The sequence below is a fragment of the Streptomyces sp. RB17 genome (genome assembly GCF_009604455.1).
Taxonomy (GTDB): Bacteria; Actinomycetota; Actinomycetes; order Streptomycetales; family Streptomycetaceae; genus Streptomyces.
The window spans coordinates 1,121,515-1,144,427 of sequence record NZ_WEGL01000002.1; the positions used below are offsets into that span (position 1 = coordinate 1,121,515).

Sequence of the window (22,913 nt, forward strand, 5' to 3'; positions counted from 1 at the left end):
AGCTGCAGTAGCTCTCGCCCAGGTCGTAGTACTTCCAGGGCTGTTCACCGCTGGCGGCGGCTCCGGTGAGGATGGACTCGCGATCGACGAGGACCTGAATGGTGCGGACGTTGCGGGCGAAGTAGTCCGCTTTCCTGTAGGCCGCGGTGGGGGTGCGCTGCAGGATCGCCGCGTAGTAGCGGGTGCCGGCAGGGTGTTTGTGGCCGAGCCATTGCTGCAGGTCGTTGAGGGTGAGCGGGTCGCGTGCGTTGAGGAGTTGGGTGGCGATAGTGGCGCGGGCGCGGTGACTGGTCAGGGCGCCGCGGGAGTCGCTCTGCGGGACGCCGGACTTGCGGCATAGGGCGGGGAGGATGTTGTGGTCGAGGTAGTCCTTGCCGACGAGCTGGCCCCGGTGGCGGAACAGGTGCTGCCGTTTCTGGCCGGTCTTGCGGTCGGCCAGGTCGGGCTGAGGCGGCCGGATGAGTTTCCAGGACCGCCGCCGGCGAGAGCACCGTACGCGCGGGGTCGGTGGGCCGCGTGATGCCCGGGGCCGGACCGATGTCGAGCACCTCGGTCGATGCGATCGGGTACGGGCCGAGGGAGGGGGGAAGCCGAAACCCAGCTGCCGTCGGCCATGGCCGGTCCACAGCTTGTTCGTCCGCCGGGCGCCGTCACAGGAGGGTCTCCTCGGGTGGTGAGGCGGCTGCGTCCAGGATGCGTGCGCGGAGTCGGCCCTTGTCCTGGGACGCCGTTTCCGGGACGGTCGCGTTCCATACCCGGGCCATCCTGTCCACCGTGTCGGCGAACGCCTGGCGCAGCCGGCCGCGGAACAGCAGGAGGCCGACCGCGGCGACGGGGCGGAGGAGGGAGCGGCCGCGGAGCGACAGGACGAGCCGTACCTCCCAGCGGCCGTCGCCGTGGGGCCGGGGCACCGCCCACAGCGTGGCCCCGGCCAGTCGGTGCTCCAGCCGCGCCTCGAACGGCGTGCCGTTGCACCGCCGTCCCGCGGCCGCCTCCCACCACGCCCGCAGATCGACACGGGCATCGCCTTGGGCCCGCCGCAGAGACGCCCAGCGGCCGACGGCCGCCATGGATCCGTGGAGTTCGGCGGCGACAGGGCGGGCGCTCGTGTGGAGCGTGCCCGCCAGGACCGTGACCGTACCTTCGTCTCCGAGGACGTGTTCCAGCCGTACCGCCCGGTCGCCACCCGACCGCCGTTCGACGATCCGCAGCCGGTCCGGTTCCTGGCGCCGCTCGTCCTCGGGCTCGACCTCGTACACCGCGCCCGGCGCGAGATGTTCGCCCTTCACCAGCCGCACACCGGGTATCGCCCGACCGTCGGGAAGCAGCACCCGCCCCTCCTCGGCACGGATCCCGCGCAGCACGTCGAGGAGCACGACGGCTGCCTGCTCGAACCAGGGACGGGGCACGGACGCGACGATCACCGAGTGGCTGATGCGGCTCATCGGTACACGATGGCTCCGCACCCCGGCGTACCGGTAGGGGTGTGCCGTCGGCGCGTTCCGTGCCGCGCCCAGGACGAACCGATCCGCAGCCTGGAGCCGTAACCCCTCGCGGAACTCCTGCCGTTCGGCGGTCGACCCGCCCCCACGAGTTCACCCTCGTTGTTTGTTGGAACAGGACAATCTCTCGCCCTCGAATCAGTCGGCTCCTACCCTGATATCCCTCCTGGGCGCTGACATGATCGCCATGAGGGCAAGTGAGGCGCTCTGTAGCATCTACACAATTCAAGGAGGCTCGTGTGACCCGTAACGGTCGTGTGCTGGTGACGGGCGTCGGTGCGATGACGCCACTGGGAGCCGATGCGCCGTCGTCGTGGTCGGGGCTGCTGGACGGTAGGTCGGGAGTCCGTTTCCTGGAGGAGGAGTGGGCCGCGGACCTGCCCGTGCATGTCGCGGCCGGGCTCACGGTGGACCCTGCCTCCCTGCTTCCGAGGGCCGAGGCCAGGAAGCTGGACCGCGGTGAGCAGATCGCCGTCCTCAGTGCGCGCGAAGCCTGGCAGGACGCCGGTGCTCCGCAGGTCGAGCCGGAACGATTCGCCGTCGTCATCGGTACGGGGACCGGTGGTGTCCTCACCACGCTGGGGCAGGACGACGTCTTCGAACGCGCCGGGATTCGCCGGCTGTCGCCGTTCGCGGTCCCCATGCTGATGCCCAACGGGGCGGCTGCCTGGGTGAGCATGGACCTGGGTGCGAAGGGAGGCGCCAGGACTCCGGTGAGTGCCTGTGCGTCCGGGGCCGAGGCCCTCGCCCTGGGGCAGGATCTGATCCGCAGTGGGCGGGCGGACATGGTCGTCGCAGGCGGGGTGGAGGCATGCCTGCACCCCTTCACCATCGCGGCATTCGCCCAGATGAAGGCCCTGTCGACGCGGTCCGTGGACCCAGAGACCGTGTCCCGTCCGTTCGACGTCAAGCGGTCCGGGTTCGTCATGGGCGAGGGCGCGGGGATGATGGTGCTCGAACGCGCCGAGTTCGCCCGGGCCCGTGGAGCACGTGCCTACGGCACGCTGGCCGGAAGTGCCGTGAGTTCGAGCGCGAACCACATCACGGCCTCCGACGCGCAAGGCCAGGCCTTCGCCATGGAACTGGCGCTGCGCGACGCCGGCCTGGCCCCGGCGGACATCGGGGTCGTGCACGCCCACGCCACCTCGACGGAGTCCGGTGACCTGGCGGAGGCCGAGGCGATCGGCCGAGTGATCGGCAGCCATGCCGCGGTCACGGCGACGAAGTCGATGACAGGTCACATGATGGGCGCGTCCGGAACGGTTGGCGCCATGGCCGCTCTGTTCGCGCTCCGGGACGGCACGGTGCCGGCCACGCGCAACCTCGACGAACTCGATCCGCGCGTGGAACTGGACGTGGTGCGCGGTGAGCGGCGCACCGGGCAGTGGTCTGCTGCGCTGGCGAACTCGTTCGGGTTCGGCGGACACAACGTCAGTCTCGTCTTCACCAAGTGACGGCGAGACAGTGCTGTGGCCGGCGAGCGAGCTGATCTTGCCGCCTACAGGTAAGCGCTCGCCGCCCGGATCGACCGAGACACCGCGGCTCTACCCACCCGGGGCCATGGCACATGAGCACGCACGGCTCGTGTGCCGGGGTGCCGTCCAGGCTCCGCGTCAGGAAGGGGCGAGGACGCAGAACTCGTGGCCCTCCGGGTCGGCCAGGCACGTCCACGGGACGTCGCCCTGGCCGAGGTCGAGGTCGGTGGCGCCGAGGGCCCGCAGGCGGGCCACCTCCGCCGCTTTGTCGTCACCGGGGTACGGCAGCAGGTCAAGGTGAACGCGGTCCGGTACGGTCTTCACGTCGGGCGTGCGGAGGAACTCCAGATACGAGCCGACACCCTTGGCGGAGCGCAACACCGCGTGATCGTCGGTCACCTCGTGCAGGGTCCAGTCCATCGCCTCACCCCAGAACCGGGCCATGGCCCGCGGATCCGCGCAGTCGACCACCAACGCGGCGATCGGCCCGGTGTCCCGGTAGGTCTCCCGAGGCTCCAGCACGCAGAACTCGTTGCCCTCCGGGTCGGCGAGGACCGTCCACGGCACGTTGCCCTGGCCCACGTCGACGGGCGTCGCACCGAGAGCCTGGAGGCGCGCGACCAACTCCGCCTGATGGGCGGCAGAGGTGGTGGCGAGATCGAGGTGCACACGGTTCTTTGCTGACGTCTTGGGTTCCGGGACGGGAACGACGTCGACGCAGACGGCGACCGGGTCCGGCCAGACGAGGCCGCCGGCGGGCCCGACGTAGGTGGTCACGCCGGGGCTGTAGGCACTCCAGCCGAGCGCCTCCGCCCAGAACCGGCCGACGGCCGAGGCATCAAGGGCCTTGATGTTCACCATTACAGGTCGCAGTGCCATGTCGGTGATCCTATGCGCCCGCTCCCCTCAACCCACCTCCATGCACCCGCCATACGCGTCTCAGCTCGGGCTGCGGTGAAGCCGTCCTCGAAAGGTCAGGAGGACGCGCGGGCCAGGTGCCGTAGGACGTCCATGGCCTCCTCGGCGCGGTCGTACGGCACGAAGAGGTGGTCGTGGTGGAAGCCGGCGACGACGTTGCAGCTCAGCTCCGCGTCGGCGAGGGCACGGGAGACGGCGGCGGTCAGCCCGACCGCGGCCAGCGCGGAGTGGACCCGCAGGGTGATCCAGCCGGCAACGTAGTCGTACGCCATCCCCGCCGCGTCCGCCTCCGCCTGGTGCACGACGAGGGTCAGGCCCTCCTGTTCGGCCACCGTCACCACGGGGGTGACGCCGGACGGCACGCCGCCCTCCGCCATGGTGAAGACATAGCGGCCCGGATTGAGTTCCGGACGCATGTCGCTGAGCAGTCTCTGCAGATCAGTCTCGCCGGTCACGACCCCACCCTACGGCCCGACCGGCCGCTCGCCCCGGAGGCGAGCGGTGCCGGTCATTGCGTCGCCACCGCGTCCCGGCCCCGCTCAGCGGCGTGCCGGTGTGCCGGCGGTCCTCCCGTCGTTGATGTGCAGGACCGCGTCCACCGCGTCGAGTGTCGCCCGGTCGAGGGGGAAATAGCCCTGCCTCGGGTGCGTGTCCGTCCGGGTGCGGGCGTCCGGGTCGGCCGTGACCGGTTCCAGGCCCCAGGTGGTGATACGGCTCTGGAGCAGGCCCTCGTGGGTGTCCGGGGCGGGGTCCTGCAGCCCCAGAGCCTCACTGCGGCCCAGGCTGCCGGCGATGCAGACGTACCGGTCGCCCAGCAGAGAGGCCACGATGGCGCCGGCACCGGACCACTCCGCGCTCAGGTCCTGAAGGCGCCAGGCGCTCGCGTTTCGCTGCAGGTGGAAGTTGTGCGCGAAGACCAGGGTGGCGCCCCGCTGCTCCTCGACGGCCCGGATGTCCAGGAGGTTCTGGGCCATGAGTGCGTCACGGACGGCGAGCAGGCCGGCTATCCGGGGGCTCGGTTCCAGAGGCTGGGCCGACTGTTTGTGGTAGCGCAGCAGGCCGAGGCCGGCGCTGAGGTGCGTCCTGGCCTTGAACCAGTCCTCGCGGGAGGTCGCCGCGATAAGTTCCGGGGCGCGTCCGTAAAGCGAAAGGTGCATGTCGTCCGCGATCGACCGGAGTCGCTCGGCCTCGGCGGTGGCGCCGGGTGACATGGCGTGGTCCAGGACGGCCTCCGGTCGGCTCCACCGGGTGTCGTCTCCGGTGAGAGCCGCGAGGTCGAGGTCGAGTCCCAGGTAGTCGCGGGCGTGTTCCACATAGGTCCGGGGGCTGGGGGCGCAGGTGTTCTCCAACGGCGCGTCGAAGCCGTGGAAGGCCAGGCGTTCCGCCGGCGGCCGGTGCTGGTTGTAGTCGCGCATCCAGCCGACCAGCCTCCTGTTGGCGTCCTGCGCTCCGAAGCCGTGGGAGAAGCCTTCGCGCATGAGGGTGCCGAGGGTTCCGGGTCCTCCTTGGACGTAGTCGTTCACGGCGAGCGCCGCCACGCGGTCGGTCTCGAGGGCGATCGACCGAAAGCCCTGCTCGGCCAGTCGGGCGAAGAGTTCGTTCCGGATCCGCCCGAAGGCCGGTTCCTGGTGTGTCGGCTCACCCAGCGCCAGGAGGTCGCACGACGGGGTGACGAAGTCTCGGATGTCCTGACTCATGGACCTCAATCGTATCCTTGAAAGTTCGGTTGAGACTTTGAGAGACCTCGCCCGTCAGGTGGGCCGTACCGACGGCCAGGGCCTGCGGTAAAGTCTCAACCGGTGACCAGCTTGCGACCGACCGACCTCGCGCGCGAGCACGGCATCTCGACCCAGGCCGTGCGCAACTACGAGCGGCACGGATTCATCCCGCCCGCCGAGCGCACGCCCAGTGGCTACCGGATCTACACCGAGGTGCACGCTGGAGCGCTGCGCGCCTATCTCTCGCTCGTCCCGGCGTACGGGTACGCGGCCGCCGGGCAGATCATGAACGCGCTCCACCGGGACGCTCTCGACGAGGCCCTGACGATCATCGACCGCGGCCACGGTCAACTGCTCCGCGACCGGGACACCCTCGCCGCGGTACGCACCGCTGTGTCCCACCTGACGGCGGAGCCCGAGGCGACTGCCGCACCCTCCCGGGCTCCCGGTACCCGCACGGTCGGCGAACTCGCACACCAACTCGGCGTCACTCCGGCGACCCTGCGCAACTGGGAGGACGCCGGCATCCTCACCCCGGCCCGGGACCCGGCCACGGGATACCGCGTCTTCGGTGCCGACGACATCCGAGACGCCGAGCTCGCGCACCTCCTCCGACGCGGAGGACATCTCCTGGACCACATCGCCACCGTGATCCACCAGATCCGCACCGCGGGCGGCACAGACGTACTCGCCTCGTCCCTGGAGGCCTGGCAGAACAAACTCACCGCACAGGGCCTGGCCATGCTGCGCGCGGCCACGCAGCTCGACGCCTACCTGACTCACCTCAATCCGTGACGAGCACAACTGCCTTACTACTGGGCTGAGTCGAAGCGATGCTGTTGCGCCTTGAAAACATCGCCGCAGGTCAGGCCAGGTCGGCCTGGAGCAATCCAGGCAGGTCTTCTCCGGCTGGCTCCATACCGAGTTCCTTGTAGAGCTCGGAGCCGTAGAGGCCGGCGGGCACGCCCTGTGCCAGGGGTCGCTACGGCGGCTTTGTGGGCCGCCCGCCTTGAGCTTCGCGCCCGGGCGGTCGCCGATGGAGAGCTTTGTCGCGATGTCGGGTCGGGGCGCTGACCAGGGACCGGCGATGCTCGGCACTGACCGCTGAATACCGTAGAGGGGCCCGGTCGAGTGGGAGGACGCGAAGACGTGGATGTGTATGAGGCCGTGGACAGTCGCAGGGCCGTGCGGGCGTTCAGCGATGAGCCGGTGCCCAAAGAGACACTCGAACGAGTACTGGCTGCTGCGAAGCGGACTCCGTCGAGCGGGAACCTCCAGCCGTGGCATGTGTTTGTCGTGACCGGCGAGCCCTTGGCCGAACTGAAGAGGCGTGCGACGGCAAGGGCGTTGGCGGGAGACCCGGGCGACGATCGGGAGTATCCGATGTACCCGGCCGAACTGACCTCGCCGTATCTGGACCGTTTCTCCGTCGCGGCCGCACAGCGGCACGCGGCGCTGGGAATCGACCGCGACGACCCCGACAGGCCCATGAAGATCGCCGCCTTGAACTCGGAGGCGTTCGGGGCGCCGGTCGTATTGTTCTGCTACCTCGACCGGACGATGGGGCCCGGGCAGTGGGGGGACGCGGGGATGTACCTGCAGACGGTCATGCTGCTGCTGAGGGCAGAGGGATTGCACAGCTGCCCCCAGGTGATGTGGACCATGTACCGCAAGACCGTCAGCCGGACAGTCGGTGCCGACGACGGGCTCATGCTGTTCTGCGGCGTCTCGGTGGGATTCGAGAAGGAAGGCGTGCCGCGGCTGCGTACCGGGCGGGCGGACATGACAGAAACAGTGACCTTCATCGGACTGTGACCGCTAGGCAGTCAAGATCCACAGGACAGACCCTGTGCCCCACCCGAGGCCGGGCCGTGACTGCGCGGGCAACGGGCGGAGCACAGACACGGGCCGCGCCAACTGCTCGCGCGGAAGCTGATTCTCGGCAGCCGCGGTTTCCGTGGCCGAACTCGCCATCCTGTACCTCTGGTTGCCCTACTGGCCTTATGTACTGGAGTCCCTGGCAGGCGAGTTGGCCGAGCTTTCCTGAAAACGGAGCAGGGAGAGGCCCGTCAGCGGGGTCGGCGGCCGGTCAGAGCCTGCCAGCGGTCACGCGCCGTCTCCAGCGCGGCGAGCGCCTTGGCGAGCTCCGGGCTCTCGCTGTGGCGGGCCCTGACCTGCTCCAGCGCCTCGCGAGCATCGTCCTTCTCGGCGGTGTCGAGCCGGGCCTCCTCGAGCGCGGACTCGGCCTGCCGGATCCCGTCCGCGCGCCCGTCGCGGAACGTGTTCTCCGCCGCGACGGCGTTCTCGATCCGGACGCTGAAACGCCGCACGTGTTCCTCGGGGAACTCCTCGTCGGCGTAGCCGGGAAACTCCACCCGGCCATCCGGATGCGTGAGGTAGATGTAGCTCTTCTTGGAGTTCCTGGCCAGTTCGAAGCGCACCGCAAGACCTGCCAGCGGGATCTCCTTGCCCTTGAACAGCAGGGCGTGCTGGTACAGGGTCACCTCGCCCAGTCTGGTGACGAAGGCGCCCCGGCCGGGCCGCCGGAGCCTCGCCAGCTCCCGCTCGGCGTCGCCGATCCTGCGCTCGTACGCCCGTTCCGCCCTCGTCGCCCGGGTCTCCGCTCGCGACACCTCCTGGCGAGCCGTGCCCCGGACCGCGCGCACGGCCGAGCGGGCGCGGTCCAGGTCCTGACGGTCCGCACGATGGACGTCCGAGAACGCGTACTGCCAGCCGCCGGGATACCGCATGAGCCGCCACACCACAAAGACCGCACCGACGACCAGGACCACCGATATCAGCCCGACCACACCCACCTGTCCTCCCCACCCGTCCCCGCCGAAACCCCGGACACCATGTCAAGATCGCCTGTCGGCATGGGAATCAGCTGCTTCTAGAGTGATCTACATGCCGATACCCGTCCATGCCCTCGCGCACCGCCCCCTGACCGCCGAGGCCGTTGCCGAGTTCGTTGCTCTGCCCTACGTGCCGTACGTCCCCGAAGACGTCGATGCCGTCGACGAGGAGATACGGCGTCGCGGCTGGAACTGGGAGCGCGAGCTGGTCTGCGACTCCTTCCGAACAGCTCATGACCATGTGGTGTGCTGTGACGGCGTCAGTCCGTTCGGAAGTCCCGACGCACGGTATTTCCTCGTCTTCGGCGAGATGTACCCCGTCGACCCGGATGACGAATCCATGAGCAACGGCCCGTGGCTGTCCGGCTATATGGACGGCTGGCAGCAACTGCCCGGCTGGAACACCGAGGAACCGTGCACGGACCAGGACTGCGAGGCCGTCCTCGCCCAGGCGGCGCAGGCGGTGACCGAGTGCCTGGGCGCGGCTGCCCAACGGACGTTCGTGTCATCGGTCACCGTGGTCACCGGGCCTGCGCTGACGCATCGCATCTGGCGCACCCCTACCCAAGCCCTCGTGCTCGGGCCGTCGGCCGACAACGGCCCGTACGGCTACCTCACCCATCTGCAACTGTCCTGCACACCACTCACCTGTGGTCCCGACCTGCCCCCGGCGGGTGACGAGGACGGCTTGGCCGGATGGGTCACCACACACATCGACTGGTGATCCTGGCACGGACGGCGTCCGGCGAACAGCGATGCACGGCCACTTCGATGCGGCACCGGGATCCGCCGGGCCGGTACCCTGCCGCAGATCGGTGTCGGTGCCGAACGCATGAGCAGGACCGGCCGGGCGCGGCGAACATCGACCTGATCGACACCGTGGCCCGCTGTGCCCTGGACGCCGGCGGTCACGTGGTCGTGACCCTGGCCCGCCACGCCGTCCAAGCCGATCGCCGGCCAGGTGGGCGAGGCCGACCTTCGGGGCTGGTACCGGCAGCGCGACCTGCTGCCCGGGGGAGTGGAGACGGTCATCGGGGCCGGCAGCTCGCTGCCGGAGACGGTCGAGCGCATCATGCGCGACACCGGGCCGGCCGGCCTTCCGCCCCGGGGACTTCCGACTCCGCCCGGCCGTCCGGCCGCCGCCCGGGGGACCGATGCTTCACCGGCAGGTGTCCCTACGGCGTGACATCCGGCAGGCCCGGACGGCCGCCTGCACAAGGAGGCGTGAGGAACGGGGAACCGGGCGACTTGGCCGAGGTCGGCAAGGCCCGGCGGCTGATCCACATCGAGTGGCGCGTCGACCCCGACGCGATACTCGAAAGCGCCCGGCGCCCGGCGCCTGATCGCGCTGGGGCCGCCGGGCGCCACCACCTGCCGGGCGCCGCCGCTGCCCCGCGGCCCGTCGTCGACGAGCGCCGCGGGCGCGCCCAGGCATCCTGCCCGAGCTTCCGTACGTGGGGCGGGAGTTGCCTCGCCCCGTCGGCCGTCGCCGGCCTCGGCATGTACGGTCGGCGCGCCGAGCCCGGTGAGGTGCCGATCGCCGGTCTCCTGCCGCAGGGCACCCGGCGTCCCGGCCCCCGGGCGGCGGAGTCCCGTCAGGCGCCGGCGTGGGCGTAGTGCCCCTTGTCGAGGTCTTCGAGGAGTCCCGGGTGGGCCGGCTTCCAGTCCAGCAGTTCGCGGGTCAGCGTGCTCGACGCGGGGAGGTCGAGACCGACGAAGCCCGCCATCCAGCCGAAGTGCTCGGGCGCGGCCTCGGGTGCCACGGAGGCCACGGGCACGTCGAAGTGCCGGCCGATCGCCTCGGCGATGTCACGCATCGCGACGCCCTCCTCCGCGACCCCGTGCAGCACCGATCCGGCGGGGGCGTGCTCGACCGCCAGGCGGAACAGGTGCGCGGCGTCGAGGCGGTGGACGGCCGGCCAGCGGTTGGCGCCGTCGCCGGTGTACCCGGAGAGGCCCTTGGTGCGAGCGGTGGCGACCAGCATCGCCATGAAGCCGTTGTCCCCCTCGCCATGGCAGGTCGGAGAGAGCCGCACCACGGAGGAACGGATGCCGCGCGAGGCGAACGCCAGCACCTCCTGCGCCGTAGTGGCGCGGATCGAGACCGGCGAGCCGTCGAATCCGGCCGTGTCCCGCTCGGTCGCCACCCGCCCGGGCGCGAGGCCGGCCAGGCCGGAGGCGAGGACGAAGGGCCGATCGCTGCCGGCGAGTGTCTCACCGAAGACGTCGACGGCGCGACGGTCGGCCTCGGCGGCGCCCTGGAAATCGCCGCTGAAGGCGATGTCGTGCTTGAAGGCGAGATGGATCACCCCGTCCGACGCGGCGGCAGCGTCCCGCAGGACGTCGAGGTCGTCGACGGTGCCGCGGACGACGTCCGCGCCCGCCGCGGTGAGCGCGGCGGCCGAGGCGTCGGAGCGGGCGAGCCCGACGACCCGGTGTCCCGCGTCGATGAGCTCGGGTACGACGGCGGATCCGATCCAGCCGGAGGCGCCGGTGACGAAGATGCGCATGGGAGACCCCAGACAGTTGATGTCAGTGACTGTCATAGACGCTACACCTGATGTCAGCCTCTGTCATCACGGTAGGATCCCGGCATGGGAAGATGGGAGCCGGACGCGCGCGGACGCCTGGCGAAGGCCGCACTGGAGCTCTACGCAGAGCACGGGTACGAGCAGACCACCGTGGCGGAGATCGCCAAACGGGCCGGGCTCACGGAGCGGACCTTCTTCCGGCACTACGCCGACAAGCGCGAAGTGCTCTTCGCGGGCGCGGGCGACCTGGAGGCGCTGATCGTGCGGGCGGTCGCCGACGCACCGGAGGCCTCGGTCCCGCTCGACGCGCTGTCGGCCGGGCTGGACGCGGCCGCCGAGATGTTCGTCGACCGGCGTGAGTTCGCGCGCCGGCGCCACGCCGTGATCACGGAGAACCCGGAACTCCAGGAGCGCGAGCTGATCAAACTCGCCTCGATGGCGGCCGCGCTCGCCGCCACCCTGCGTGACCGCGGTGTCGTGGAGCCGACCGCGAGCCTGGCCGCCGAGGCGGGGGTCGCCGTTTTCAAGGTCGCCTTCGAGCACTGGATCGCACCGGGCGAGGAACGTACGATGCGGCAGCTGATCCAGGAGTCACTGGCCGAACTGAAGGCCGTGGCCTCGGGCGCCTAGGTGGCGCACTGCGGCCGGTGGCGCGCGTCTCCGGTCTTGGTGCGGCCGAACTGCCCGGTTGCGCAGGGCGGTTCGGCCGCTCGGGTGGGAGGGTTCAGCGGCCGCAGCTGGTGATGCCCGGACTCCGGCGGCAGGCGAAGCCGGCGAAACCGCCGTTGGTGGTGTCGTCGACGCCGAGCGCTTCGCCGCCGCTCAGCAACCGCCGCTCCTGACGAGTCCGTCGGCGCCGTCCCGGACCGTCTCGCCCGGCCGACGCCCTGCAGGAGCATGAACCTGCGGCAAGGAGCGCTGGATGCTCAGGCGTCGGGCTTGAAGCGCCAGCGGGCGTCGACGGCTTCATAGGGCCTCGCCGCGCAGAAGGCCTATGCCGACTACGCCGCCGCGCGCAGCAGGATCCGGTTCCCACGGACCCGGCGCCGCAGCCGCCTGCCGGGCTTCGTCCGGTGCCGCTCCTCGACCCGCCGGTCCGCGCGCTGCGGGAAGCGCGGTCCTGAGCGGAGCTGCCATGCGAACTCTCCCTCGGAATGAGGTGCGACGGTGGGCGGTGACTACGGCAGCCCCCACGCCGGGCCGGGCTCGCTGACGGCGACGGGGGAGATGACGAGGTCGGGCCGGGAACCGGCGTACACGAGCACCTCGCGACCCTTCGGCAGGTCGATGGCAAGGGTGCCGCCACCCAGGTCCCGGGCGTGGGCCGGGGTCCCGTCGTCCAGCAGTACGGTGAGGGTCCCGCTGAGACCGTGCCGGAGCCTCAGCGGCTCGCCCGCCAGACTCCTGACACGGACGAACCGCGTTGCCCCCGCCTTGCGTACGGCGCTGACCAGGAAGGCGCCCTGGGCGCGGAAGTTGTGCAGGGTCACGTCCTTCCAGGTGGACGGAACGGCCGGGAAGACCCGGACGACGCCGCCCCAGCTCTGGCAGAACATGTCGTGCAGGGACTGGGACGCGGACAGCGGCGTCTCGATCACCGGACCGGCCTCGGTGTAGTGCGTGTTGGCGCGGCACGGGTATCGGGTGGTGGGGTCGAAGAACTTCCGCAGGTAGCCGATCGCCGTGTCGCCGTCCCCGGTCATCGCGTAGATCGAGGCGGCGCCGGTGTAGCTGTAGCCCCGGTGGGCTCCGGTCAGCGCGTGCCAGCGGACCACCGACTTCGTGATCAGGTCGCGGTTGTCGGGCTGGTCCCAGTTGACGAGGTACAGCGGGTACACCATCAGCAGGTGCGAGTAGTGCCGGTGGGACTGCGCGTACGGGGTGCCGGCGCCGATCATGAAGCCGTTGTCGTCGACCGGGTACGGCGTGAGCCCGGCCAGCACCTCCTGCCAGCGCGGCTTCAACTCGTCGTCGATGCCGAGCAGTTGGGCCGATTCGAGGAGGGTCTGGCAGCCCCAGCGGATGAGGGCCAGGTCGTAGTTGGTGTCCTGCGGCGGTACGACGGGATATTCCGGTGAGAGCGTGCTCGGCAGATGCAGCTTGCCGTCGCTGCCCGGGGTGAGGAAGTGCAGGTAGTAGTTGATCGCCCGGCGCAGCACGGGGTAGATCGTGTCGCGCAGCAGGGACGTGTCCATGGAGTGCCGGTAGGACAGCCACACGTTGTGCAGCGCCCAGGTGAGGTCGCCGGTCTCGGCTCCGGTGCCCGGTTCCCCCACCTCGCGGTCGCAGAACATGTCCGAGCTGCGGCCGATTCCGGAGCTGTCCGAGCGGTAGGCGGGGGGCACGTTCGCGGCGAGCTGTTCCTGGCTCTGGCGCAGCGTGGTGGCGAGCGAGTCGAGTTCGGGGTGATTGAAGCCCTGGATGAGCCAGTACTCCAACTGCACGTTGAGGTTCCACCAGACCGCAGGCCAGGGGGTGGGCTCCAGCCACGGCCCGCAGGTGGCCATCACGGGGCCGCCCGCGCGGCTGGCGGAGGCGACCTTGTAGAGCTGGATCCAGTGGAAGCTCTGCAGCCGCTGGTCGGGGAACGACACGAAGCTCTTCCGGTAGAACGCGTGCCACCAGCCGGTGTGCCGGCGCCGCAGGACGTCGTACGACGGCGCGCGGCGGAGGTTGCGCAGCGAGTCGGCCTCGGCGGCGGTGCCGGACGGGAAACTGTGCCCGACGCTGAGCAGGAGGTCGTCGCCCGAGCGGCGGTAGGAGGTCGCGGTCCGGCCGCCGCCGGTCAGGGGCTGGAGCACCTGCGCGGTGCCGTCGTCGGTGGTCCGGGTGGTCCAGGGCGGGTTGGCGGTGTAGCCGGCGGGCGGGGCCTCCTGGATCTTCCGGGGGCTGACGGCCTCCTCGGGATGGAACGTCCAGGTGACCTTCTCGCCACCGCTCGCTGTCACCCGGAGTGCCAAGACTTCGTCGTGGATGAGGGCGGAGAGGGTGAGGGTGCCGGCGGTGGTGGTGACGGTGCCGGTGAGTTCGGCGTCCCACAGGCTCAGCCGCCAGTCGACGGCGGTGATGGTGCCCACCGGATCGAGGGTGAGATGCCCGACCGGCAGCCGGCAGGTGCCCCAGCCGCTGCCGAACTCCGGGCGATGGTCCTGGACCCGGCCGTGCTGGACGGTGAAGCGGATCCGGTTCGCGCCCGGCTCCTGGTAGACCATGCTGCCGAGCAGCCCGTCCCCGAGGAACGGGCCCTCGTACCAGAGCGTCGGCAGCCTGGTCCACAACAGGTCCTGGCCGCGCAGGAACTCCTGCCACGCGCTGTCGGAGGTCATGGTGTCGCGGAGTCTCCACGGCCGGCCGGCGCCTTCGTCCGCCGCTCCGGCGCCACCGGACGGCCCCGTCCGTTCGGACTGTGCGGCGCGGGCCGTACCGGGCAGCGCCGCCACCGCAGCCCCGCCCAGCGCGGTGCCGAGTACGGATCTGCGGGGAACCGGCGGGCGTTTCTCCGGCTGCGAGGTCATCGTCGCCCTCCAAACCTGACGGTCCATCGAAACATCGGGTGTATGGGGGACCGTAGGGACGACTCGGACGGGTGTCAATGTATTCGGCAGTGGCCTCTGCATGACACATCGGATGTATGGCGCGGTGCTTGGTGGTTGGTTGTGGTTGTGTTGTCAGGTCGCCTGGGCATCACCCCAACCCGGTCGCGAAGACGGCCAGAACGACGGGCGGCATCGCTCCGGGGGAGCGCTGCAGTCGGTTTGACAGTCCGATAACGATCCGCGGAAGATCCGCACACCATTTCATGGAACATACATACGATCCTGTGCATGAACAGAGCTGTGAAGATCGGCCTCGCCGGTACCTGCACCGCGCTGCTCGCCCTGGGGGGAATCGGTACGTACAACATCCTGCACGGCCTGGCCTCGGGCTCGAAGGGTGACGGAGACTCCCAGGACGCGCGCGCTTTCGACCCGTCGGCGCTGTCCAGCACGCCCCCCTCGGACGCCGAGGCGGTGAAGCGGGCCCGCGCGTTCCTGGACAGTTGGTCCCAGAAGCACCTGGACGGCGCGGCAGGCGTCACCGACGTACCCGGTACGGCCTCGCAGGCGTTGCGGGACTACGCCGACGGACTGCACCTGAAGAAGCTGTCGTTCGGTCACATCGTCTCGGCGGGCCCGTCCTCGGTGACGCCGGGTGCCACCAAGGTCACCTTCGACGTGACCGCTCAGGTGGCGGGTGGCACCTGGAGCTACCCGAGCGCGGTGGCCGTGCTGAAGAGCACCAACGGTCACTCGGCGGTCCACTGGAACGACTCGGTGCTCTATCCGGGCCTGAGTGAGGGCCAGTCGCTGACCGCGGGCAAGCTGCCGGCCGGCGCGGGCGGCACGAAGGTCGTGGCGAGCGACGGCAAGACCGATCTGTCCGGCTTCGCGTCGCTGCGGGACATCGCCGGCACGATCGGCAAGAACGCGAAGCCCACGGGTGGCATGCCCGGAACGGGCGTGGCCGTCGTCGACGGCAGCGGCGCCGGCGTGAAGACGCTGAAGGTCTTCTCCAAGGGCCGCCCGGCGGTCGTCCGGACGACCATCGACGCCGGCCTCCAGGCGGTGGCCGAGCGGGCCGTGAACGATGACCACCTCCAGCAGAAGCCCGCCGGTACTGTGGCGCTGGACTGGCGCAACGGCCACATCCTGGCGATCGCGCACTCGGGCGACGACGGCGACATCGCCATCAACGGCATCAAGTCCCCCGGCTCCACGATGAAGATCATCACCTCGGCGGCCCTCTTCGACAAGGCGGGCCTCAACCCGAGCAGCCCGGCGTCGTGCCAGGACGAGCAGATGGCCAACAGCCAGTCGTTCCACAACGACTCCGGCGTGCGGCCCAACCCGGGCTCCTCCCTCGCCCAGGCGTTCACCGTGTCCTGCAACACCTCCTTCATCAAGGACGGTTTCCGCTACCTGGTGCAGGGCGGAGACGCCTCCGCCCTGCACGACGAGGCGGTGAACGTCTTCGGCATGGGCAGCTGGTCGATCGGCGGGGGAGTCGCCACCACCGACCCGAGCATCCCGCCGGACGTCCAGGGCGGCGACCAGGCGGCCCAGTTCATCGGCCAGGGCAAGGTCACGGCCACGCCCCTGTTCATGGCCTCCGTGGCGGCCACCGTCCGGGGGGCCGGCTTCGAGCAGCCGGTCATCCTGCCGGGACAGCACCAGGAGACGGCGCCCCGGCCCATCTCCGCCCGCACGGCCGGATATCTGCAGTCGATGATGCGCAACGTGGCCACCAGCGGTACGGCGGCGCCGCGCCTGGGCGGACTGGTGGGTGTCGGCGCCAAGACCGGCACCGCGGAGGAAGGCGACCACACCAATGGCTGGCTGACCGCCTACAACTCCCGCATCTCGGTCGCGGCGCTCGTCGAGGGCGGCAGGTCGGGCGTGGACTCCGCGGGGTATGTCGTACGGCGGCTGCTGACCGGCAGCTGAACACCGACGCCGCTGCGGCGGCCGGCGGGCGGTTGCGTCCCGCCGGTCGCTCACTCACCCGGTGACCAGGGCGAGGGTGAAGCCGTCGTAGCCCTTCGAGCCGACCGTCTGGAGGGTTCTGGCGGTCAACCGCAGGTGAACGGCGATGAGTTCGGTGAAGCGGCGCAACCCCCTGGACGCGCGGGGCGCCGCTTGCCGCGTCGGTGGCCGCGCCCTTGCGGACCACGTTGTCGCGGACGATGACGCGAACGGGCCGGCTTTCTCGGCCCGCGAGCAGGGGCAGCGTGTCCTGGGCCCTGCCGACGCGGATGTCGACGATGTGGTCCGGCCCGGCACGGGCGATGTTGGCGGTGGCGACGGCAGCGTAGTGCGGGTCGCTCTCCAGGGTGACCAGGTGGCCGCCGTCCGGCAGGGCCCGGGCGAGCCAGCACCTGTATCGCCGGCGGATCCGCGGCATCGCTGTTCCCGGCGGCCGAGAGCAGGGCGTCGTCCTCCTTCACGACCAGAGGCGGGTGGCCGACGGCGCCTGCGGCGCCGCGCAGGCCGCGGCGGCGGTGGGGGACTGGTGGAGCCTGCTCGTCCTGCGGGAGATCGCGCGCGGCCACGTGCGCTGCGACCGGCTCGCCGGCGAACTGGGTGTCTCCCGCAAGATCCTCACCGAGTGGCTGCGCACCCTGACCGAGCACCAGGTGCTGGAGCGGCGCCCGTACCAGGACCGGCCGCCCCTGGTACGAGTACGCACTCACCGAACAGGGCCGGCACGACCCCGTGGCCGCCGCCGCTCGCCGGACGGTGCTGTTCGCCTACCCCGCGGCCGACGCCCCCGGTGTCCCGGCCCAACTCGCCGGGCGGGCGTCGTTGCTGTTCCGGTTGCCGACGATGGTCGGCGCGCCGCTGCTCGGCGAGCGCTACCCAGACGCCCGAGGACCAGGCCGTCTTCCCGCGGGCCGAGGATCTGCCCTCCCCCTGCTGTCCGACGCCCGGCTCCAGCTCACCGCCGAGCAGCCCCGCCTCAGGACGGCGGCCGGGTGAAGTGCGTGACCGGGCGTGCGAGGCGCTCACCGTCGACCGTGATGTCGACGGCTTCGTTGTAGAAGGCGAGCAGCCCCTTGATCGCGCCCACCGCCGGCAGGGGTTCGGGGTAGCTCCACACGACGTCGGGCGGCACGTCCGCGTCGCCGTGCTCCCCGTCCCAGGACCAGTACTCGGCGGTGCCCTTGTAGGGGCAGCCGGTGTGGTGACCGGTGGGGCGGAACAGATCGAGGCGGACGTCCTCGCGGGGGAGGTAGTAGCGGGTGGGCAGGCCGGTTTCGAAGACGAGCACCGGACGGTGGCTGTCGGCGACGACCCGGCCGGCGATCTCGACGACGACGTGCCGGCTGCCGGCGATGGCGTCGACCCGTTTGTGCGGGTCGCGGGGGTGGACGAAGATCTCCTCTTCCTCCTCGTACCAGTGGTCCAGGCCCCGGCCGGTGCGCTGGAACCACTCGAAGGCGATGTGGCCGGCCAGATCGTCGGCGGGGAACGTCCATGCCGCGTTCTCCCGCAGCTCGCCATCCACTTCGAGGTCGTAGAAGACCGTCGACCCGGTATGGGTTCCGACCGGTGGGTTCTTCGCCGGCCGCAGCAGGTCCTCGCGGACCTCCGCGCGCGGGAAGGCGTACAGCGGCACGGGTACGCCGGGCTCCCACACGAGTACGGGGTGGCGGCTGTCGACAACGGTGACATCGCCCTTCCGGCCGCGTACCCAGCGCTCGCTCGGTTCCCAGCGAAGGCCTTCCGGGGTGGTGCGCAACGACGGGACGGTGCTGGACGTGGCCATGACCGGATCTCCTTCTCCCTCGGCCGGCGCGGGAGGCGGCTCGGGGTGACGGGTGGCGGCTCCATGCTTGCGCAGACGAGGGGCGCTCGCCAGGCCGGAGCGGTCGGGTCGGATGGGGCGGTCGGGGCGGTCGGCTCGGCTGGGGCGGTCGGTGCGGTCGTGCGGGGGATGGCACCACTGCTGAAGCACGCGACTGCGCAGAGCGGTGGCGCCGGCATCGAGGCCCTGCCCGGGTGTGCGGCCCGCGTCGGTGGCCGGCGGGGCGAAGGAGCCGGGAGGGGACGCAAGACGTTGGTCGGGGAGTCGGGCTATGCATGGACATGCGTAATGATGCATACTCTTCCTATGTCCAAGGTCCTCACTTCCCTTCCGGTCGGCGAGCGCGTCGGCATCGCCTTCTCCGGCGGCCTCGACACCTCGGTCGCCGTCGCGTGGATGCGCGACAAGGGCGCCGTCCCGTGCACCTACACCGCCGACATCGGCCAGTACGACGAGCCCGACATCGCCTCGGTACCCGGCCGTGCGACGACCTACGGTGCCGAGATCGCGCGCCTGGTCGACTGCCGTGCGGCGCTGGTCGAGGAGGGACTGGCCGCGCTCTCGTGCGGCGCGTTCCACATCCGCTCGGGCGGGCGTGCGTACTTCAACACCACGCCCCTCGGCCGCGCCGTCACCGGCACCCTGCTGGTGCGGGCGATGCTCGAGGACGACGTGCAGATCTGGGGCGACGGCTCCACCTTCAAGGGCAACGACATCGAGCGGTTCTACCGCTACGGTCTGCTCGCCAACCCGCACCTGCGGATCTACAAGCCCTGGCTGGACTCCGACTTCGTGACCGAGCTGGGCGGCCGCAAGGAGATGTCCGAGTGGCTGCTCGCGCACGGTCTGCCGTATCGCGACAGCACGGAGAAGGCGTACTCGACCGACGCCAACATCTGGGGCGCCACCCACGAGGCGAAGACCCTGGAGCACCTGGACACCGGTGTGGAGACCGTCGAGCCGATCATGGGCGTGCGGTTCTGGGACCCGTCGGTCGAGATCGCCCCCGAGGACGTGACGGTCGGCTTCGACCAGGGCCGCCCGGTGACGATCAACGGCAAGGAGTTCGCCTCCCCGGTCGAGCTGGTCATGGAGGCCAACGCCATCGGCGGCCGGCACGGCCTCGGCATGTCGGACCAGATCGAGAACCGGATCATCGAGGCCAAGAGCCGCGGCATCTACGAGGCCCCCGGCATGGCCCTGCTGCACGCGGCGTACGAGCGGCTGGTCAACGCGATCCACAACGAGGACACCCTCGCCCAGTACCACACCGAGGGCCGCAAGCTCGGCCGCCTCATGTACGAGGGCCGCTGGCTGGACCCGCAGGCGCTGATGATCCGCGAGTCGCTGCAGCGCTGGGTCGGCGCCGCGGTCACCGGTGAGGTGACGCTGCGGCTGCGGCGCGGCGAGGACTACTCGATCCTCGACACCACGGGCCCGGCGTTCAGCTACCACCCGGACAAGCTGTCCATGGAGCGCACCGAGGACTCCGCGTTCGGGCCGTCGGACCGGATCGGCCAGCTCACCATGCGTAACCTGGACATCGCCGACTCCCGCGCGCGCCTGGAGCAGTACGCCGGTCTCGGCATGGTCGGCACCGCGCACCCGGCCCTGATCGGCGCGGCCCAGGCCGCCTCCACCGGCCTGATCGGCGCCATGCCGCAGGGCGGCGCCGAGGCGATCGCCTCCCGCGGCGAGGTCTCGGAGGAGGACGAGGCCCTGGACCGCGCCGCGATGGAGTCCGGCACGGACTGACCCGCTCACCGGCCGCACGCCCTTGGGCAGCGGGCCCCGTCGGTACACCTCCGGCGGGGCCCGCCGTCGTACCCGGACCGTCCGAGTCCCTGGGCGCATGGGTGTCGACGAGCGCGCTGAGGCGGAGCCGGCCGTGGAGCCGGTCACCGCAGGGGACTCGGCCTGGCTGCGTGAGCTGTTCACCGCCCGATGGGGTGGGACCGTCTCGGTGAGCCGGGGGGGCCGACCGCCCTGCCGGGGTTCGTGGCGAGGGTGCACGGGGAGCCGGTCGGAGTGGTGACCTACCGCACGGACGGGGCGGCGTGCGAAATCGTCACGCTCGACTCCGTGCGGCAGGGAGTCGGCGCGGGAACCGCGCTCGTCGACGCCGTGGTGCGAGCGGCGCGTACCGCGGGTTCCGGGCGGCTCTGGCCGGTGACCACGAACGACACCGTACGGGCCCTGCGGTGCTACCAGCGCTACGGCGTCGACCTCGTCGCCGTCCACCGGGACGCCGTGGCCCGGTCACGAGCGCTGTAACCGACCATCCCGCGGCTCGGGACGGACGGCATCCCGATCCGCCACGAGCTCGAACTCGAACTCCGCCTCTCCTCCGTCGACCCCGACAGCGTTTCCCGAGCCTCTCGTACCCTGTGTCCCGTGCCGTCCCCCCGTCTGCAACGCGTCGCCGTCCTGGTTCTCGAAGGCGCCAAACCGCTCGATGTCGGGATCCCCGCGCAGGTGTTCACGACCCGGGCGAGCATGCCGTACGAGGTCCGGGTGTGCGGGGCGCAGCCAGGGCTCGTGGCGGGCGGTGACGGGCTGTCGTACCACGTCGCCCATGGGCTCGACGCGCTCGCGTGGGCGGACATCGTCTTCATCCCCGGATACCGGTTTCCGGACCGCGAGGATCCGCCCCGGTCCGTCGTCGACGCGCTCCTCGCCGCCCACGCCCGCGGCACCCGGCTCGCCGCCATCTCCACGGGGGCCTTCGCGCTCGCGGCCACGGGACTGCTCGACGGCAAGCGGGCGACGACGCACTGGCACTACGCGCGGGCCCTCGCCGCGAAGCACCCACTGGTCCGGGTCGACGAGAACGTGCTCTTCGTCGACGAGGGCAGTGTGCTGACGTCGGCCGGCGCCGCCTCCGGCATCGACCTGTGCCTCCACATCCTGCGCAAGGACCTCGGGGTCGCCGTGTCCAACCATGCGGCGCGGCGCCTGGTCGCCGCCCCCTACCGCAGCGGAGGCCAGGCACAGTACGTGCCGCGCAGCGTGCCCGAACCGCTCGGTGAACGATTCGCCGCGACCCGCGAGTGGGCGCTGCACCGCCTCGGCGAGCCCCTCACCCTCACGGTGCTCGCCCGGCACGCCGCAGTCTCGCCCCGCACGCTCTCCCGGCGCTTCGTCGAGGACACCGGATACACGCCCATGCAGTGGGTCATGCGGGCCCGCATCGACCTGGCCCGGGAGCTGCTCGAACGCTCCGAGCGCAGCATCGAGCAGATCGCCGCCGACGTCGGCCTCGGCACCGGCACGAATCTGCGGACCCACTTCCAGCAGATCCTCGGCACCACCCCGAGCGAATACCGGCGCACCTTCACCCAGGGCGAATAGCCCGGGCGCCTGGCGCGATCCTTGCGAACCATGGCGCTCCGGACACTGCCCCGCGCGGACGCGGCACGCGACGCTGGTCGGGAACCGAGGGGAACCGAAGGGACACCACCCATGACGCGCATCGCCATCAACGGATTCGGCCGCATCGGACGCAACGTACTGCGCGCTCTGCTCGAACGCGGCAGCGCCCTCGACGTCGTCGCGGTGAACGACCTGACCGAGCCCGCCACCCTCGCACGGCTGCTCGCCTACGACACCACGGCAGGCCGGCTCGGCCGCCCCGTGACCGTCGACGGGGACGTCCTCGTGGTCGACGGCCGGCGCATCACCGTCCTCGCCGAACGCGACCCGTCCCAGCTGCCGTGGGCCGACCTCGGTGTGGACATCGTCCTGGAGGCGACCGGCCGCTTCACCTCGGCGAAGGCCGCCCGCGCACACCTCGACGCCGGCGCGCGGAAGGTGCTGGTGAGCGCGCCGTCCGACGGCGCCGACGTCACGCTCGCGTACGGGGTCAACACCGGCGCGTACGAGCCGGACCTGCACGCGATCGTCTCCAACGCCTCCTGCACCACCAACGCGCTCGCACCGCTGGCCGCCGTGCTGGACGAACTCGCCGGGATCGAGCACGGATTCATGACGACCGTGCACGCCTACACGCAGGAGCAGAACCTGCAGGACGGCCCGCACCGCGACGCCCGCCGTGCCCGCGCCGCCGCCGTCAACATCGTGCCCACCACGACAGGCGCGGCCAAGGCGATCGGCCTGGTGCTGCCGAACCTCCACGGCAAGTTGTCGGGCGACTCGATCCGCGTGCCCGTTCCGGTCGGCTCGATCGTCGAACTCAACACGACCGTCGCACGCGACGTGACCCGCGACGACGTCCTGGACGCGTACCGCGCCGCGGCCGAGGGCCCGCTCGCCGGCATCCTGGAGTACTCGGACGACCCGCTCGTGTCCTCCGACATCACCGGCAACCCGGCCTCCTCGATCTTCGACTCGGCCCTGACCCGCGTCGACGGCCGGCACATCAAGGTGGTCGCCTGGTACGACAACGAGTGGGGCTTCTCCCACCGAGTGATCGACACGCTCGAACTCCTCGCCGGGCACTGACCGGAGGCCGGGAGCGGACCGTGCCGTCCGCTCCCGGTGCCCCATCTCGTGCGAGAAGGACAAGGTCTGCGGCTTGGAGTGGTGGCAGCACCCTGGACCGTCGTAGGGA

Annotated in this window: 20 protein-coding genes and 2 pseudogenes; 13 read left to right on the forward strand and 9 right to left on the reverse strand. The window is 70.9% G+C overall.

The features are described from left to right. Positions 1-650: 650 nt before the first annotated feature. A complete protein-coding gene (locus tag SRB17_RS12065) occupies positions 651-1,445 on the reverse strand; it encodes a hypothetical protein (protein WP_153537522.1) in 795 nt (264 codons plus the stop codon). A gap of 296 nt (positions 1,446-1,741) precedes the next feature. Between SRB17_RS12065 and SRB17_RS12070 the strand changes: the two genes are divergently transcribed. After that, positions 1,742-2,956, forward strand: coding sequence for a beta-ketoacyl-[acyl-carrier-protein] synthase family protein (locus SRB17_RS12070; RefSeq protein WP_323375323.1), 1,215 nt, complete (start codon positions 1,742-1,744; stop codon positions 2,954-2,956). 159 nt (positions 2,957-3,115) lie between these two features. Here the strand turns inward: SRB17_RS12070 and SRB17_RS12075 are convergent, their stop codons facing one another. The 3 genes from SRB17_RS12075 to SRB17_RS12085 all read right to left on the reverse strand — a co-directional run bounded on the left by SRB17_RS12075 (position 3,116) and on the right by SRB17_RS12085 (position 5,592). Beyond that, positions 3,116-3,856, reverse strand: a complete 741-nt coding sequence (locus SRB17_RS12075) for a VOC family protein (protein ID WP_153537524.1) — start codon at positions 3,854-3,856, stop codon at positions 3,116-3,118. Positions 3,857-3,951: 95 nt separating this feature from the next. After that, complete coding sequence (locus SRB17_RS12080; RefSeq protein WP_323375324.1) at positions 3,952-4,350, reverse strand: ACT domain-containing protein; 399 nt, start codon at positions 4,348-4,350, stop codon at positions 3,952-3,954. A gap of 84 nt (positions 4,351-4,434) precedes the next feature. Continuing rightward, positions 4,435-5,592 (reverse strand): erythromycin esterase family protein, encoded by a 1,158-nt coding sequence (locus tag SRB17_RS12085; protein WP_153537526.1) that lies wholly within the window; start codon positions 5,590-5,592, stop codon positions 4,435-4,437. Between the two features lie 102 nt (positions 5,593-5,694). Between SRB17_RS12085 and SRB17_RS12090 the strand changes: the two genes are divergently transcribed. Together SRB17_RS12090 and SRB17_RS12095 are read left to right on the forward strand one after the other, a co-directional pair. Further along, the gene (locus SRB17_RS12090; protein ID WP_323375325.1) at positions 5,695-6,408 is read left to right on the forward strand and encodes a TioE family transcriptional regulator; all 714 of its coding nucleotides are present in this window, start codon (positions 5,695-5,697) and stop codon (positions 6,406-6,408) included. A gap of 354 nt (positions 6,409-6,762) precedes the next feature. Beyond that, a complete protein-coding gene (locus tag SRB17_RS12095) occupies positions 6,763-7,428 on the forward strand; it encodes a nitroreductase (protein ID WP_323375326.1) in 666 nt (221 codons plus the stop codon). Between the two features lie 254 nt (positions 7,429-7,682). Here SRB17_RS12095 and SRB17_RS12100 read toward each other — a convergent pair whose 3' ends face one another. Next, the gene (locus SRB17_RS12100) at positions 7,683-8,423 is read right to left on the reverse strand and encodes a hypothetical protein (protein ID WP_153537530.1); all 741 of its coding nucleotides are present in this window, start codon (positions 8,421-8,423) and stop codon (positions 7,683-7,685) included. Positions 8,424-8,520: 97 nt separating this feature from the next. Between SRB17_RS12100 and SRB17_RS46115 the strand changes: the two genes are divergently transcribed. Beyond that, positions 8,521-9,192 (forward strand): hypothetical protein, encoded by a 672-nt coding sequence (locus tag SRB17_RS46115; protein WP_228395947.1) that lies wholly within the window; start codon positions 8,521-8,523, stop codon positions 9,190-9,192. 500 nt (positions 9,193-9,692) lie between these two features. Further along, entirely contained in the window at positions 9,693-10,085 is a 393-nt protein-coding gene (locus SRB17_RS12110; protein WP_153537532.1) for a hypothetical protein, read from the forward strand. Here SRB17_RS12110 and SRB17_RS12115 read toward each other — a convergent pair. Beyond that, positions 10,064-10,978 carry an SDR family oxidoreductase gene (locus SRB17_RS12115; RefSeq protein ID WP_153538306.1) on the reverse strand — a complete coding sequence of 305 codons (915 nt, stop codon included), beginning with the start codon at positions 10,976-10,978 and terminating at the stop codon, positions 10,064-10,066. The genes SRB17_RS12110 and SRB17_RS12115 overlap by 22 nt on opposite strands. 84 nt (positions 10,979-11,062) lie before the next feature. On the opposite strand from SRB17_RS12115, the gene SRB17_RS12120 reads away from it, so the two are divergent. Then, entirely contained in the window at positions 11,063-11,629 is a 567-nt protein-coding gene (locus SRB17_RS12120) for a TetR/AcrR family transcriptional regulator (protein ID WP_153537534.1), read from the forward strand. Positions 11,630-12,177: 548 nt separating this feature from the next. Here SRB17_RS12120 and SRB17_RS12125 read toward each other — a convergent pair. Then, complete coding sequence (locus tag SRB17_RS12125; RefSeq protein WP_153537536.1) at positions 12,178-14,514, reverse strand: glycosyl hydrolase family 95 catalytic domain-containing protein; 2,337 nt, start codon at positions 14,512-14,514, stop codon at positions 12,178-12,180. A 309-nt stretch (positions 14,515-14,823) separates the two neighbouring features. Here SRB17_RS12125 and SRB17_RS12130 point away from each other — a divergent pair, with 309 nt between their 5' ends. Next, positions 14,824-16,482: a penicillin-binding transpeptidase domain-containing protein gene (locus tag SRB17_RS12130; RefSeq protein ID WP_153537538.1), complete on the forward strand. Its 1,659-nt coding sequence runs from the start codon at positions 14,824-14,826 to the stop codon at positions 16,480-16,482. Between the two features lie 54 nt (positions 16,483-16,536). Here the strand turns inward: SRB17_RS12130 and SRB17_RS48455 are convergent. Next, positions 16,537-16,909: pseudogene (locus SRB17_RS48455) on the reverse strand (O-methyltransferase); the annotation flags it as partial. A 178-nt stretch (positions 16,910-17,087) separates the two neighbouring features. Here SRB17_RS48455 and SRB17_RS48010 point away from each other — a divergent pair. Together SRB17_RS48010 and SRB17_RS46130 are read left to right on the forward strand one after the other, a co-directional pair. Further along, a pseudogene (locus SRB17_RS48010) lies at positions 17,088-17,159 on the forward strand (hypothetical protein); the annotation flags it as partial. A gap of 91 nt (positions 17,160-17,250) precedes the next feature. Continuing rightward, a complete protein-coding gene (locus SRB17_RS46130) occupies positions 17,251-17,514 on the forward strand; it encodes a hypothetical protein (RefSeq protein WP_228396064.1) in 264 nt (87 codons plus the stop codon). Here the strand turns inward: SRB17_RS46130 and SRB17_RS12145 are convergent. Then, positions 17,495-18,304, reverse strand: coding sequence for a DUF427 domain-containing protein (locus SRB17_RS12145; RefSeq protein WP_153537540.1), 810 nt, complete (start codon positions 18,302-18,304; stop codon positions 17,495-17,497). The genes SRB17_RS46130 and SRB17_RS12145 overlap by 20 nt on opposite strands. Positions 18,305-18,649: 345 nt before the next feature. Here SRB17_RS12145 and argG point away from each other — a divergent pair, with 345 nt between their 5' ends. From argG to gap, 4 genes are all read left to right on the forward strand, one after another. Beyond that, positions 18,650-20,098, forward strand: coding sequence for an argininosuccinate synthase (argG, locus tag SRB17_RS12150; protein ID WP_153537542.1), 1,449 nt, complete (start codon positions 18,650-18,652; stop codon positions 20,096-20,098). A gap of 189 nt (positions 20,099-20,287) precedes the next feature. Further along, a complete protein-coding gene (locus SRB17_RS12155) occupies positions 20,288-20,617 on the forward strand; it encodes a GNAT family N-acetyltransferase (protein ID WP_153537545.1) in 330 nt (109 codons plus the stop codon). A 120-nt stretch (positions 20,618-20,737) separates the two neighbouring features. Beyond that, positions 20,738-21,694, forward strand: coding sequence for a GlxA family transcriptional regulator (locus tag SRB17_RS12160; RefSeq protein WP_323375329.1), 957 nt, complete (start codon positions 20,738-20,740; stop codon positions 21,692-21,694). A 111-nt stretch (positions 21,695-21,805) separates the two neighbouring features. Continuing rightward, positions 21,806-22,804 (forward strand): type I glyceraldehyde-3-phosphate dehydrogenase, encoded by a 999-nt coding sequence (gene gap / locus SRB17_RS12165; protein ID WP_153537549.1) that lies wholly within the window; start codon positions 21,806-21,808, stop codon positions 22,802-22,804. Positions 22,805-22,913: the final 109 nt, after the last annotated feature.